We start from the raw sequence: 13,840 nt of genomic DNA, 5'->3' as shown, positions 1-13,840 counted from the left end.
TCCCCACGGTTTCCCTCGACAGCGGTACAGCGTAACCTGCCATATATGGACCCGATCCCGACGCGGCGGTTTGACCCGCTGTCTGCCGTCCGCAGCACGGCGGCGGGCGGGCTCGACCTCTTCCTGACCGGCACCGTCTTCCAGGACATCATCTTTACCGGGTTGCCGCACGCACCCCAGCCCGGAACGGAAATCTGGAGCGATGGGATGGGCAGCTGCCCGGGCGGTGTCGCCAACCAGGCCATTGCCGCGTCCCGGCTCGGACTGCGGACAGGGTTGGCCGCCGTGTTCGGCGACGACGGCTACGGTGACTACAACTGGAAGATCCTGGCCGGCCAGGAGCACGTGGACCTTTCCCTGTCCCGGCGGGTGCCGGGCTGGCACTCGCCCGTCACCGTGTCCTTGAGCGTCGAGAAAGACCGCTCCATGGTGACGCACGGCCACCCGGCGCCGGTGTCCACCACCGAACTGGTCGGCTGTCCGCCCCCGGCGCTCGCAGCCGTGGCGGAACTGGGGGAGGAACTGGAACCCTGGGCCCTCGAGGCGCACAAGAACGGCGTCCGGCTCTTCGGCGACGTCGGCTGGGACCCCACCGGCGTGTGGGCCCCCGCCCGGCTGGACAACCTGCAGCACTTCCACGCGTTCATGCCCAACCAGCGCGAAGCCATGGCCTTCACGGGCCGCGACGATCCCTGGTCCGCCCTGTACTCCCTCGCGGACAAAGTTCCCGTGGCGGTGGTCACGCTCGGCCCGCAGGGGTCCATGGCCGTGGATTCTGAAACGGGGGAGGAGGAGTGGGTCCCGTCCCTGCCTGTCCGGGCCTACGATCCCACCGGGGCCGGTGACTGCTTCGGAGCCGCGTTCATCGTGGGCTGCCTGGCCGGCTGGCCGCTCGGAGACCGGCTCCGCTTCGCCAACCTGTGCGCCGCCCTGGCCGTGCAGGAGGTTGGCGGCTCGCTCGCGGCGCCCGGCTGGGGTGACCTCGCCGATTGGTGGCAGCGGGCCAACGCCCGGAAGGAACGCCAGGGCAGCCAGTGGCTGCGCCGCTACGGTTTCCTGGCCGAGATCGTGCGCGATGTTCCCCCCGGTGCGCAGCGGCGGGCGTCGGCGACCATCGCGCACCTCTCCGACGCATAGCTGAGTCCCGGAAGGGCCTACCGGGTTTCCTGGACCACTGGACATGTCCTCCCCTTGGGCTACGGAGTGGGCAGGTACCCGTTGTGGGCGTGCCTAGCCGCGAGGAATGAGCATGTCCCACCGCGGGTACTGGATCAGACCGGGCCACATTCGCGGGTACCACTGGACATGTCCTCCCCCTGGGTTAAGGAGTGGGCAGGTACCCGTTGTGGGCGGTCCTGGCCGCGAGGAATGAGCATGTCCCGCGGGGAGGGAGGGCATGTCCAGTGGCGGGGCGGGCAGGCGGATTATTCGGCCCGCGGCGCCGCGCCTAGAATCGTTAGGTGACTTACCAAGTATCAACAGGCGATTTTCCTCCCGGTTCGTCGGCAGCGCCGGTCCGCGCGGAGGAGCGCTCGGCAGTGATCGACCTCGACGCCATCCGGCACAACGTCCGCCATCTCGCGGCGGTGGCCTCACCCGCCAAAATCATGGCCGTGGTCAAGGCCGATGCCTACGGGCACGGTGCAATCCAGGTGGCCCGGGCGGCCCTCGGCGCGGGAGCCAGCTGGCTGGGCGTCGCCCACATTTCTGAGGCCCTGACCCTGCGCGCGGCCGGGATCGAGGCGCCGCTGCTGGCCTGGCTACACACTCCGGACAGCAACTTCGCCGCCGCTGTGGCCGCCGGAATCGACATCGGCTGCTCGGGGTGGGAACTGGACCGGATCGTTGCCGCCGCCCGCGAGCAGGAACGGCCCGCCCGCATCCACCTGAAAGTCGACACCGGGCTCGGCCGCAACGGCGCCCCCCTTGACGCCTGGGACAGCCTGGTGGGTGAAGCCATGGAATACCAGGACCAGGGACTGCTGCGGGTGGTGGGGATCTTCTCCCACCTCGCGGTCGCCGACGAGCCCGAACGCCCCGAAACCGACGAGCAGCTTGCCGTGTTCCGCCAGATCCTCGCCGTCGCCCAGGACGCCGGAGTGGACCCGGAAGTCCGGCACCTGGCCAACACCCCGGCCACCCTCTCCCGGCCGGATACGCATTTTGACCTGGTCCGCGTGGGGCTGGGCCTTTACGGGCTGTCGCCCTTCGAAGGGCAAAGCCCGTCCGAGCTCGGGCTGCGCCCGGCCATGACCGTCCGCACAGTGGTTTCGCACTGCAAGGACGTGCCCGCCGGCCAGGGTGTTTCCTACGGGCTGAACTACCACACGGAGGGGGTCAGCACCCTCGGGCTCATCCCGCTGGGCTATGCCGACGGCGTGCCGCGCATCGCCACCGGCGGCCCGGTCCGCGTCGAGGGCGTGAACTATCCGGTGGTAGGGCGCATAGCGATGGACCAGATGGTCATCGACCTCGGTCCCCGCAACGTGGCGGCCGGAGGGCGGAGCATCCTCGGGGCCGAGGCGGTGCTGTTCGGCGACGGCGCCGACGGCGGACCCACGGCCGACGACTGGGCTCGGGCCGCCCGCACCAACAACTACGAGATCGTCACCCGGATCAGCCCGCGGGTGCCGCGCCGCTACCTCAACGAAGAACCCGACACCGGCGAAGAGCGCCCGTGAACGGGCCCGAGAAGGTGCCTGGGAACGGGCCCGTGTGGGAACGGAGCATCGAGGTCTTGACCGCTGCCCAGACGCACGAGCTCGCGGCCGCGCTGGGCGCCGTCGTGGAGCCCGGCGACCTGCTGGTCCTTACCGGCGAACTGGGCGCCGGGAAGACCACCTTCACGCAGGGGCTGGGCGAGGGGATGGGCGTCCGGCCCGGCATCATTTCTCCGACGTTCGTCCTGGTGCGCATCCACCCCAACCTGGCGGACGGACCCCGCCCAGGTGGGCCGGACCTGGTGCACGTGGACGCCTACCGGCTGGAGTCGGCCGCCGAAATCGATGACATCGATCTTGAAAACACCATGGACAGCGCGGTGACGGTGGTCGAGTGGGGCCGCGGCCGGGTTGAACACCTGAGCGAGAGCCGGCTGGAGGTGGAACTCCACCGCAGCCGGGGAGGCGCCGACGGCGTGCCCGCCACCGGCCACGCCGTCGATCCCGCTGCCCACTCCAGCGTGCTGGATTTCGACACGGACGACGACGACGAACCGCGCACCGTGGTGGTCCGCGGCTTCGGCCCGCGCTGGGCCGAGCCGCCCGCCGCCCTGGGCGCCGGCCGCATTCCCGGAAGCGGACCCCGGCCCGGAAGTGAACCGCGCCCCGGAAGCCAGCCCCATCCGGCGACTACATCGGCGACCACACCCCAGACCCCGGAACGGAACTCCTGATGCTGATTCTCGCCATCGACACCTCCGCCGTCGCCAGTGCTGCGCTGGTCTCCGATGAAACCCCGGAATCCGTGCTGGCCAGCTTCGCCACCGAGGACACGCGCACGCACGCGGAGGTCCTGGCCCCGGGGATCGACGCCCTGCTGGCCGACGCCGGCGTCAGCGGGCACGACGTCGACGCAATTGTCACCGGCGTCGGTCCCGGACCGTTCACGGGACTGCGCTCCGGGATCGTGACCGCCCGCACCCTCGCCTTCGTCTGGAACAAGCCGCTTTACGGCGTCATGAGCCTGGACGCGATCGCCCTGGAAGTGGCCGAATCCACCGACTCGGCCGCGGAGTTCATTGTGGCCACGGACGCGCGCCGCAAGGAGGTGTACTGGGCCCGGTATACCTTCTCCGATGCGCAGCTGCCGCACCTGGCCGACGGCCCGCACGTGGGATTCGCCGCGGACCTGCCGGAGCTGCCCGTCTACGGCGCCGGAGCCGGGATGTACTCCGACGTCGTCAAGGCCGTCGCCGAATTCAGCACCCGGCAGCCCGAGGCGCTCTCGCTGGGCCAGTTCGCCCTCGCCCGGCTGGAGGCGGGGGAGCAGCTGCTGGACTCCACGCCGCTGTACCTGCGCGAGTCGGACGCCCAGGTGCCCGGACCCCGGAAGCGTGCCCTGTGAGCGCCGGGCACGCCACGCCGCACCGGCTCCCCGGCGGCGTCACCCTGCGGGACATGGACGCCGCGGACATCCCGGCCGTCCACGAGTTGGAACGCCGGCTGTTCCCGGTGGATGCGTGGCCGCTGCAGATGTTCCATGACGAGCTCGCGCAGACCGATACCCGCCGCTACCTTGTGGCGGAGCTGCACGGCGGCGTCGTCGGTTATGCCGGCCTGATGTGCATCGAGCCGATCTCGGATGTCCAGACCATCGCCGTTGTGCCCGAACAGGAAGGCAAGGGCATCGGTTCGGCCCTGCTGACCGAGCTGATCCTGGAAAGCCGGCGCCGCGGCGCCCAGGACGTGCTGCTGGAAGTCAGGGCGGACAACCCCCGGGCGCAGCAGCTCTACCGGCGCTTCGGCTTCGAACAGATCCACATCCGGCCCCGCTACTACCGCGACGGCGTCGACGCCCTGATCATGCGGCTCCAGCTGCCCCGCGAGCCGCTCAGCCCCCAGCCCAAGGAAGCAGGCCGACCATGAACCGCACCCAGCCGCTCGTGCTCGGCATCGAGTCCTCCTGCGACGAGACCGGCGTCGGCATTGTCCGCGGCACCGCCCTGCTGACGGACACCGTGTCCTCCTCCATGGACGAACACGTCCGCTTCGGCGGGGTCATTCCCGAGATCGCCTCCCGCGCGCACCTGGACGCCTTCGTCCCTACCCTGCACGAGGCGCTCGCGGAGGCCGACGTTTCGCTCGCGGACATTGACGCGATCGCCGTCACCTCCGGCCCGGGCCTGGCCGGAGCCCTCATGGTGGGGGTCTGCGCGGCCAAGGCGCTCGCCGTCGCCACCGGCAAACCGCTCTACGCGATCAACCACCTGGTCGCCCATGTCGGCGTCGGGCTCCTCCAGCCGGGCACCGGCACGGCGGCGCCGTCCGGCGCGACGCCCCCCGGGACCGGAGCGGAAACGCTGCCGGAGAACATGGGCGCGCTCCTGGTGTCCGGCGGTCACACCGAGATCTTGCGGATCCGCAGCATCACCGACGACGTCGAGCTGCTGGGCTCCACGATCGACGACGCCGCCGGTGAGGCGTATGACAAGGTGGCCAGGCTCCTGGGCCTGGGCTATCCGGGCGGCCCGGCCATCGACAAGCTCGCCCGCACCGGCAACGCCAAAGCCATCCGCTTCCCGCGCGGCCTGACCCAGCCGAAGTACATGGGCACGGCCGAGGAACCCGGGCCGCACCGCTATGACTGGTCCTTCAGCGGGCTCAAGACCGCCGTCGCCCGCTGCGTGGAACAGTTCGAGGCCCGCGGCGAGGACGTTCCCGTCGCCGACATCGCCGCAGCCTTCCAGGAGGCCGTGGTGGATGTGATCACGGCCAAGGCGGTGCTGGCCTGCCGCGAAAACGGCATCACGGAGGTTCTCCTGGGCGGCGGCGTCGCGGCGAACTCGCGGCTGCGCCAGCTCACCGAACAGCGCTGCACGGCCGCGGGGATCCGGCTGACGGTGCCGCCGCTGTCGCTGTGCACTGACAACGGCGCCATGGTGGCGGCCCTCGGGGCGCAACTGGTGATGGCCGGGGTGGAGCCCAGCGGGATCGGGTTCGCCCCCGATTCCTCGATGCCGGTCACCACCGTGTCCGCCTGAGGCGACGCGCCCAACCGGCCTGGCGCCCCGGAGCTCGGGTGCTGCTCCGGAACTAAGCTTCCGGCCCCTGCCGCATCTGCTTGACGAGGTCCAGGACGACGGCGCGCAGGTCCCCGCCGTGCTCGGCGGCAACCCGGCGCTGCCGCTGGCAGCCGGCGCCGCGCTGGATGATCTTCTCGACGTCGGCAAGCTCGGCGCTGCAGCCCAGCTTCGCCGCGACGGGTTCCAGCCGCTTCAGCGTCTCGCGCAGGTGCTCGGTGACGAGCTGCTCATTGCCTTCGGCGTCGAGAATGATGATCGCGTCCAGGCCGTACCGGGCCGCACGCCACTTGTTTTCCTGGACGTGCCAGGGCGGCATGGTCGCAATGGTGCCGCCGTTGTCCAGGGTGGTGGAAAATTCGTCGACCAGGCACTGGGTCAGGGCGGCGATGGCTCCGACTTCCTCGAGGGTCGCCAGGCCATCGCAGATGCGCATCTCGATGGTGCCGAGGGCCGGAACGGGACGGATGTCCCACCGGATCTCGGAGAGCGTGTCGATCACGCCCGTGGTGAACATGTCCTGCACGTAGGACTCGTAGTCCTCCCAGTTGGCGAACTGGAACGGCAGGCCGGCGGTGGGCAGCTGCTGGAACATGAGGGCGCGCTGCGAGGCGTAGCCGGTGTCTTCGCCGCCCCAGAACGGGCTGGACGCGGACAGCGCCTGGAAGTGCGGGAAGTAATTGACCAGGCCATCCAGCACCGGAAGGACCTTGTCCCGGTTGTCGAGTCCGACGTGAACGTGGACGCCGTAGATAACCATCTGCCGGCCCCACCACTGGGTCCGGTCAATGAGCTTGGCGTAGCGCTCCTTGTCCGTGACCGGCTGCAGCTGGGGCGGGCTGAAGGGGTGGCTCCCGGCGCAAAAAACCTCCACGCCCATGGGATCGGTGACGTCGCGGACCGCCGCGAGCGAACTGCTCAGGTCCGCCTTCGCCTCCGCCACAGTGGTGCAGATGCCGGTCACGAGTTCCACGGTGTTCAGGAGCAGTTCCTGCTTGATGTGCGGATGCTCGTCATCCTCATTGAGTTCGGGGTGCCGGGCGGCGACTCCGCGGAGCACCTCGTTCGCCACGGAGGCCAGTTCGCCGGTCTCGGCGTCGACGAGCGCCAGTTCCCATTCCACGCCAAGAGTCGACTGCCTGGATGAAGCGAACTCGATCTTCATGTGGTCCCTTCACTGTTCTGCTGTCCGTGGCCGTCGTGGGTGCCAGATGCGCTGGTTCACACGCCGGGCGTGCTTCTGGACCTGCCGCCGGCGGTGACAGGTGCCATCTCACACCGGGGCGCCGGCCGGCGGCTGGCAGGGCAACGGTGGTCCAAGTCTAGTGCAGGGGTAGCTGCCGAACGGTGCCAAAGTTACCGCTGAGGCGTGAGTGTTTTCACACGCCGCACCTCCCGGGTCCGAGTCATGGCCGCGCAATCCCGGACGGACTGGGCGGAGCTGCGGGGCGCCTGAGTGCTCCTCGCGTTTAATGGACCTGTGCCCATACTGAACAAAGACATGACCCTGTGCATCTCGCTCTCGGCCCGGCCGAGCAACAACGGGACCCGCTTCCACAACCACCTGTACGAACAGCTGGGCCTGAACTGGATCTACAAGGCCTTTGCCCCCACCGACCTCGCGCAGGCGATTGCCGGAGTGCGCGGCCTCGGCATCCGCGGCTGCGCGGTGTCCATGCCCTACAAGGAGGACGTGATCGCGCTGGTGGACGTGATGGACCCGTCGGCGAAGGCCATCGATTCGGTGAACACCATCGTCAACGACGGCGGCCGGCTCACCGCCTACAACACCGACTACACCGCGATCGAGCAGCTCCTGCAACGCAACGCCGTCCCGACCGACTACTCGGTGCTGGTCCTGGGCTCCGGCGGCATGGCGAAGGCGACGGTGGCCGCCCTGCGGGATGCCGGCTTCGAGGACGTGACCGTCGTTGCCCGCAACGAGGCCACGGGCCGCGGCCTCGCCGATCTGTACGGGTTCGCGTGGAGCGCCGAACTGGGTTCTGCGAATCCCGCCGCCGACATGATCATCAATGTCACGCCGGTCGGCATGGCCGGCGGCCCGGAGGCCGAGGCGCTGTCCTTCCCCCAGGAAGCCATCGACGCCGCCAAGGTGGTGTTCGACGTCGTCGCCCTCCCGGCCGAGACGCCGCTGATCAGGGCCGCCCGCGCGGCCGGCAAGAACGTGATCACCGGCGCCGAGGTGGCCACCATCCAGGCCCTCGAACAGTTCGTGCTCTACACGGGGATCCGGCCGACCGACGGCCAGGTCCGGGCCGCCGAGGAGTTCATGCGGGCGCAGTAGGAGGGTCCCCGCGTCACTGGAGCTCGACGGGTTCCACCGAGACGGCCACCCGGTCCTCGCCGATCCTGGTGAGGACCAGGGTGGCTGATTTCTTGCTCTTGCCCTTCGCGCCGGCCGGCTTCCCGCCGGGCAGGAGCTGCTTGCGCAGCTCTTCCGGGGTGACGGCCATGCCGCGCTTCTTGATGTCCAGCACGCCGATTCCTTGGTCCTTGACCCAGGACTTGAGCGCTTTGACGTTGAACGGCATCACCTCCAGGACCTTGTAGGCCTTGGCGAAGGGGGTGTTGTGCAACTCCGGCGCGCAGATGTAGGCAATGTGCTCGTCCACGAGGTGCCCGCCGAGCTGGAGGGCCACGTCGGCCACCAGCCCGGCGCGGATGACTGCTCCGTCTGGCTCGTACAGGTACCCCTCCACCGGTCCCAGGGGTGCCGCCGGGCCGCCGTCGAAGTCCTCGCCGCTGGTGAGCTCGGCCGCCCCAAGGGCTCCGAGTACGAGGGCCGCGCGCCGCACCCCGGGCCGCCGCACCGCGTTGAACCACAGGGCCACCTCGGTCACGTCCCCGGCCACGGACACCCACTGCGCCTCGCAGCCGGCCGGCACGGAATCGTGCGGCATGCCCGGCCCCATCTTCACGCCGACGGCGCGCCCCGAGCCGGCCAGCGACTCCACGAAGGACAGCGGCGGGGAGAAGTCCTCCGGATCCCAGATCCGCTTGGTTCCCGACGTCGAGGTGGTGCGCCGGGCCGGGTCGAGCCAGACGCCGTCGACACCCTCGAGCGACACCGACGTGGCATCTGAATGGACCACGCTGGCGTTGCGGAACGGGATCAGGTTCATCGTGGCGCAGGCGGCCGTGGTCTCATCCATTTCCACGGCCGTGACCACCAGGTCCATGGACGCCAGGGCCATCGCATCCGCGCCCAGCCCGCAGCCAAGATCCGCGACATGGCCGACCCCTGCCTCCACGAACCGCTGCGCGTGCCGGGCCGCCACGGTGAGCCGGGTGGCCTGCTCCAGGCCGGCTTGAGTGAAAATCATCTGCCGGGCGAACTCGCCGAACTTGGCCTCGGCCTTGGTCCGCAGCCGGGACTGGGTGAGCACCGCCGAAACCAGTTCGGGGGAGTGGCCGGCCTTGCGCAGCTCCGCGGTGAGGCGGAAGGCGTCGTCCTCGCGGTAAGGGCCCAGCGACGCCAGCAGCTCCCAGCCCTCGGGGGTGAGGATCGGGGCGATGTGTTCCTGCGGTGCGTCAGTCATGCCATCCAGCGTAGTTCAGGGCCGGGGGCGGGCTGACCGGTGCACGGAGGCTAGGCTTGACGGCATGGATGACAGCGGTACAGGCGACAGCACGTCAGAGAACGACGCCGGGCGAGAGGACTCCGGCCGGGAGGACGCCGGGCAGGAGCGCCGCAGCCCGCAGGGGTTGGCCCGCTACGCCCGGCCGGCGCTGATCGCAGGGGCCGTGATCGCCGTTGTGAGCATCGCGCTGCTGGTTATCATTTTCTTCCTGGACTCGTTCAATGCCACCGTGTATTCCGTCGGCGGCAAGAGCGTCCAGGACGCCACCGACGAGGCGCGGTCCATCCGCGAGACCTACACCACCGCCCGGCTCGGCGGGCTCATCTTCCTGATCCTTGGCGTCCTGCTGGCCGCCGCCGGCGGATGGCTGCTGTACCGGCACCGGAACGACGAGGACGGGCGCCGGGACGAGGGCGGCGAGGACGTGGACTTCGAAGACCTCACCGGCGAGTAGCCGCACGCTCCGCCCCACCGGACATGTCCACTGGTCCGCGCCAAGCCTGGGCGTGCCATCATGCCCCACCGGACATGTCCCGAGATGCGCGTCAAGAGTGGACATGTGCCCACGCACCACGGGACATGTCCAGTGGTCCGCGCCAACCGTGGGCGTGTCCAGAGGTGAGCGTCAAGACCGGACATGTGCGCGCGCTCCACGGGGCATGTCCGGGGCACAGCGCCACGCCTGGACATAACACTCATATGTCCATCGCCCGCGGTCAGGACTGGACATGTCCCTTTGTGTCCGTGCCAAGCCTGGAGCCGATTCGGATTTGTCCAATGCCCGCGGTCAGGACTGGACATGTCCCTTCGGGTCCGTGCCACGCCTGGAACCGGTTCGGATATGTCGGACGCCCAGGGTGAAGACGGAACATGTCAAGTCTTCCAAGCCAATCCCGGACATGTCCCTTTGCGTCCGTGCGAAGCCTGCAGACGGGTTGGGTATGTCGAATTCCCGCGGTGAAGTCGGAACATGTCCCGTGCTGCGCGCCGGGCCTGGACATGTGCTCCCGCTCCACGGAACATGTCCAGCGGTTCCCGCCAAGCCTGGACATGTGCGCTCGCTCCACGGGACATGTCCAGCGGTCGCGGTCAGGAAAGGGCATGGCACTCATATGTCCGATGCCCGCTGTCAGGACTGGACATGTCCCCCCGGTTTTGGGCCCGGGCCTGTTCACCTGGAATGAATTTCTGGCACTCGCCTTGACCGAGTGCTAACCGGTTACATAGAGTCATCGTTAGCACTCTCCCTAGGAGGGTGCTAACACATGAAGCACCTTCCGCCAGGCATGCTGCCGGCACCGCGACGACGGTCTGTACGCCATGGCATCACCGCTTCATAGTCCACGAATTTGCTGACGAAAAGGAGAGGTCCGAGTGTCGGTCTCTATTAAGCCTCTTGAGGATCGTATTGTTGTCCGCCCGCTCGAAGCCGAGCAGACCACGGCTTCCGGCCTGGTTATCCCGGACTCCGCGCAGGAGAAGCCGCAGGAAGGCGAAGTTGTTGCAATCGGCCCCGGCCGCTTCGATGACAACGGCAACCGCGTTCCCGTTGACGTTGCCGTTGGCGACGTCGTTATCTACTCCAAGTACGGTGGAACCGAAGTCAAGACCGGCGGCGCCGAGTACCTGGTGCTCTCCGCCCGCGACGTTCTGGCGATCGTCGTAAAGTAACTCTCTTGGACCCCGCGCAGCCGATCCTTCGCCATGAACGGATCAGTTGCGCGGGGTTCTGTCTTGAAAGGACAAAACCATGGCAAAGCAGCTTGCGTTTAACGACGCTGCCCGCCGGTCGCTCGAAGCCGGCATCGATAAGCTCGCCAACACGGTCAAAGTGACGCTGGGCCCGCGCGGCCGCAACGTCGTGCTGGACAAGAAGTGGGGCGCCCCCACGATCACCAACGACGGCGTGACCATCGCCCGTGAAGTCGAACTGGACGACCCGTACGAGAACCTTGGCGCGCAGCTTGCCAAGGAGGTCGCCACCAAGACCAACGATGTTGCCGGTGACGGCACCACCACCGCCACCGTCCTGGCCCAGGCCCTGGTCAAGGAAGGCCTGCGCAACGTTGCGGCAGGCGCCGCGCCGGGCGAGATCAAGCGCGGCATCGAGGTTTCGGTCGAGGCCGTCGCTGCCCGCCTGCTGGAGAACGCACGCCCGGTCGAAGGTACCCAGGTTGCCAACGTGGCCGCCATCTCCGCGCAGAGCGACGAGGTCGGCGAGCTCCTGGCCGAGGCCTTCGGCAAGGTCGGCAAGGATGGTGTGATCACCATCGAGGAATCCTCCACCACCCAGACCGAACTGGTCCTCACCGAGGGCATGCAGTTCGACAAGGGCTACCTGTCCCCGTACTTCGTCACCGATGCAGAACGCCAGGAAGCTGTCCTCGAGGACGCCCTGATCCTGATCAACCAGGGCAAGATCTCCTCCGTTCAGGAATTCCTGCCGCTGCTGGAAAAGGCGCTGCAGAGCTCCAAGCCGCTCTTCATCATTGCCGAGGACGTCGAGGGCGAGGCCCTGTCCACGCTGATCGTCAACCGCATCCGCGGCACGCTGAACGTCGTGGCCGTCAAGGCACCGGGCTTCGGCGACCGCCGCAAGGCCATGCTCCAGGACATCGCTACCCTCACGGGCGCACAGGTTGTCTCCCCGGAGCTGGGCCTGAGCCTGGACACCGTCGGACTTGAGGTGCTCGGCACCGCGCGCCGCATCACGGTCACCAAGGACAACACCACGATCGTCGACGGCGCCGGTTCGGCCGAGGACGTCGCCGCCCGCGTTGCCCAGCTGCGCGCCGAGCTGACCCGCACGGACTCCGACTGGGACAAGGAAAAGCTGCAGGAACGCCTGGCCAAACTGGCCGGCGGCATCGGCGTCATCAAGGTCGGTGCTGCCACCGAGGTTGAGCTGAAGGAAAAGAAGCACCGCATCGAGGACGCCGTGTCCTCGACCCGCGCTGCCCTTGAAGAAGGCATCGTCGCCGGCGGCGGCTCGGCCCTCATTCACGCGCTGAAGGCGCTGGACGAGGACGCGGCTGTCCAGGCGCTCGAAGGTGACGCGGCTGCCGCCGTCGGCATCGTACGCCGGGCCCTGACCCAGCCGCTGCGCTGGATCGCCCAGAACGCCGGTTTCGACGGCTACGTGGTGGTTTCCAAGGTCGCCGAGTCCGCCGTCAACCAAGGCTTCAACGCCAAGTCCGGCGACTACGAAGACCTGATCGCCGCCGGCGTGATCGATCCCGTCAAGGTGACGCGTGCTGCCCTGCGCAACGCGGCCTCCATCGCTGCGCTGGTCCTCACCACGGAAACCCTCGTGGTCGAGAAGCCGGCCGACGAAGACGAGCACGCAGGCCACCAGCACTAAGGTCGGCCCGTGTGGGCGGCCCGGCAACTTGCCGGGCCGCCCTTATTTCTGCCCAGATTCTCCCGGCAAGCCGCCGGACGGCCCGGCTCTCCCGGCCGACGCCGGACGGCCCGGGCGAGGAACCCCGGCGGCACCCGTCAGCCCTGGATGCGAGCTGCTTTGCGCCGCAGCCGACGCGCGGCATCCGACGGCAGCCGCTTGGTCACCAGCCGGTAGAACAACAGCACCCCGACGGCGGCCACGACGATTCCCACCAGGTTCAGGAACAGCTGCAGGGCCGAGCCTGCGGCTTTTTGATATTCGCCCAGGACCAGCGCCACGGCCACAAACCCCGCTGCCGGCACCGTGGTGACGGAGATGAACACGCCGATCAGTGCGGCCGAGCGCCGGCTGATGACCGACAACATCCCGGCCGTTCCGGCCAGAACGGCGACGATCAGCGAGTAGGGGCCCGGATGGTAGATGAACTCGACCGCCGAACCGCGGTCCAGCACGTCCGGGGGAAACAGCCCGAGGGGTACGGACAGCCAGGCGCCAAGGGCAGCTGCCAGCATCGCGACGGGAAAGCCGACGCCGAGGGCCAGCGCTGCGTCGCGTCCGAGCCGACGCTGGCGCTGGACGAGGGCCACGGCCAGTGCGGCCAGCGGCCCGAACTCGGGGCCGACGGCCATGGCGCCGACGATGGCGATCGTGGAGTCCGTGACAATACCGATGGCCGCCAACTGGGTGGCCAGGACCAGGAACGTCAGGTAGCTCCAGGTCAGGCGGGAATCTTCGCCGCTCTGCCGTAACACCTCGTCCCAGATCACGGCGTCCGCGCCCTCCCCGGGGGCCTCGGCCTCTGCCCGGTCGGCCCGGTCCGAGAGCACCAGGTCCGGCGTGATGACTGCTATTGATCCGCGCTTCTGGACATCGAGGGCGTGGAGCTTCTCCACGAGTCCTTCCACGGATTCGCGGGCGAGCAGGACCTGAACAACGTCCCCGGGCGGCATGACGGATGCGCCCTTGTCCAGGGTCACTTCCGCGACGCCGACCTGGCCGGCACAGTTTTCGACCACAACACCGGACAAATCACCCGGGATACAAATGCGCAGCTGAACGATCACTTCGCGGCCTCCTCAGACTCCTATCAGCCTA

13 protein-coding genes are annotated in these 13,840 nt (G+C 68.6%); 10 read left to right on the top strand and 3 right to left on the bottom strand.

Annotated features, from left to right (window positions below; genetic code table 11):
• Positions 1–45: 45 nt before the first annotated feature.
• From BM372_RS01380 to tsaD, 6 genes are all read left to right on the top strand, one after another.
• Positions 46–1,137: a carbohydrate kinase family protein gene (locus tag BM372_RS01380; protein ID WP_090950829.1), complete on the top strand. Its 1,092-nt coding sequence runs from the start codon at positions 46–48 to the stop codon at positions 1,135–1,137.
• Between the two features lie 323 nt (positions 1,138–1,460).
• On the top strand, positions 1,461–2,681 hold the full coding sequence (gene alr / locus BM372_RS01375) for an alanine racemase (RefSeq protein WP_090950826.1): 1,221 nt from the start codon (positions 1,461–1,463) through the stop codon (positions 2,679–2,681).
• Positions 2,682–2,695: 14 nt separating this feature from the next.
• On the top strand, positions 2,696–3,394 hold the full coding sequence (gene tsaE / locus BM372_RS01370; protein WP_371261700.1) for a tRNA (adenosine(37)-N6)-threonylcarbamoyltransferase complex ATPase subunit type 1 TsaE: 699 nt from the start codon (positions 2,696–2,698) through the stop codon (positions 3,392–3,394).
• Positions 3,394–4,065, top strand: a complete 672-nt coding sequence (gene tsaB, locus BM372_RS01365; RefSeq protein WP_090950821.1) for a tRNA (adenosine(37)-N6)-threonylcarbamoyltransferase complex dimerization subunit type 1 TsaB — start codon at positions 3,394–3,396, stop codon at positions 4,063–4,065. The genes tsaE and tsaB overlap by 1 nt, the downstream gene beginning before the upstream one ends.
• A 53-nt stretch (positions 4,066–4,118) precedes the next feature.
• A complete protein-coding gene (gene rimI, locus BM372_RS01360; protein ID WP_090952841.1) occupies positions 4,119–4,586 on the top strand; it encodes a ribosomal protein S18-alanine N-acetyltransferase in 468 nt (155 codons plus the stop codon).
• Positions 4,583–5,701 (top strand): tRNA (adenosine(37)-N6)-threonylcarbamoyltransferase complex transferase subunit TsaD, encoded by a 1,119-nt coding sequence (gene tsaD, locus BM372_RS01355; RefSeq protein WP_090950819.1) that lies wholly within the window; start codon positions 4,583–4,585, stop codon positions 5,699–5,701. Before rimI ends, tsaD begins: the two co-directional genes overlap by 4 nt.
• Before the next feature lie 52 nt (positions 5,702–5,753).
• Here the strand turns inward: tsaD and BM372_RS01350 are convergent, their stop codons facing one another.
• Positions 5,754–6,905, bottom strand: a complete 1,152-nt coding sequence (locus tag BM372_RS01350) for a glutamate--cysteine ligase (RefSeq protein ID WP_090950816.1) — start codon at positions 6,903–6,905, stop codon at positions 5,754–5,756.
• A gap of 315 nt (positions 6,906–7,220) precedes the next feature.
• Here BM372_RS01350 and BM372_RS01345 point away from each other — a divergent pair, with 315 nt between their 5' ends.
• On the top strand, positions 7,221–8,045 hold the full coding sequence (locus BM372_RS01345; protein WP_256213980.1) for a shikimate 5-dehydrogenase: 825 nt from the start codon (positions 7,221–7,223) through the stop codon (positions 8,043–8,045).
• Between the two features lie 13 nt (positions 8,046–8,058).
• Here BM372_RS01345 and BM372_RS01340 read toward each other — a convergent pair whose 3' ends face one another.
• Positions 8,059–9,300, bottom strand: a complete 1,242-nt coding sequence (locus BM372_RS01340) for a class I SAM-dependent methyltransferase (protein ID WP_090950813.1) — start codon at positions 9,298–9,300, stop codon at positions 8,059–8,061.
• Positions 9,301–9,364: 64 nt separating this feature from the next.
• On the opposite strand from BM372_RS01340, the gene BM372_RS01335 reads away from it, so the two are divergent.
• From BM372_RS01335 to groL, 3 genes are all read left to right on the top strand, one after another.
• The gene (locus BM372_RS01335; protein WP_177235845.1) at positions 9,365–9,796 is read left to right on the top strand and encodes a DUF2029 domain-containing protein; all 432 of its coding nucleotides are present in this window, start codon (positions 9,365–9,367) and stop codon (positions 9,794–9,796) included.
• A 920-nt stretch (positions 9,797–10,716) separates the two neighbouring features.
• Positions 10,717–11,013, top strand: a complete 297-nt coding sequence (groES, locus tag BM372_RS01330) for a co-chaperone GroES (protein WP_090950809.1) — start codon at positions 10,717–10,719, stop codon at positions 11,011–11,013.
• A gap of 79 nt (positions 11,014–11,092) precedes the next feature.
• A complete protein-coding gene (gene groL, locus BM372_RS01325) occupies positions 11,093–12,703 on the top strand; it encodes a chaperonin GroEL (protein ID WP_090950808.1) in 1,611 nt (536 codons plus the stop codon).
• 137 nt (positions 12,704–12,840) lie between these two features.
• Here groL and BM372_RS01320 read toward each other — a convergent pair whose 3' ends face one another.
• Positions 12,841–13,809 carry a DUF389 domain-containing protein gene (locus tag BM372_RS01320; protein ID WP_177235844.1) on the bottom strand — a complete coding sequence of 323 codons (969 nt, stop codon included), beginning with the start codon at positions 13,807–13,809 and terminating at the stop codon, positions 12,841–12,843.
• Positions 13,810–13,840 lie beyond the last annotated feature (31 nt).

Origin of the sequence: Arthrobacter sp. ov118, assembly GCF_900116495.1 — a bacterium.
Lineage (GTDB): Bacteria > Actinomycetota > Actinomycetes > Actinomycetales > Micrococcaceae > Arthrobacter.
This window is presented reverse-complemented; position numbering and strand designations above follow the sequence as displayed.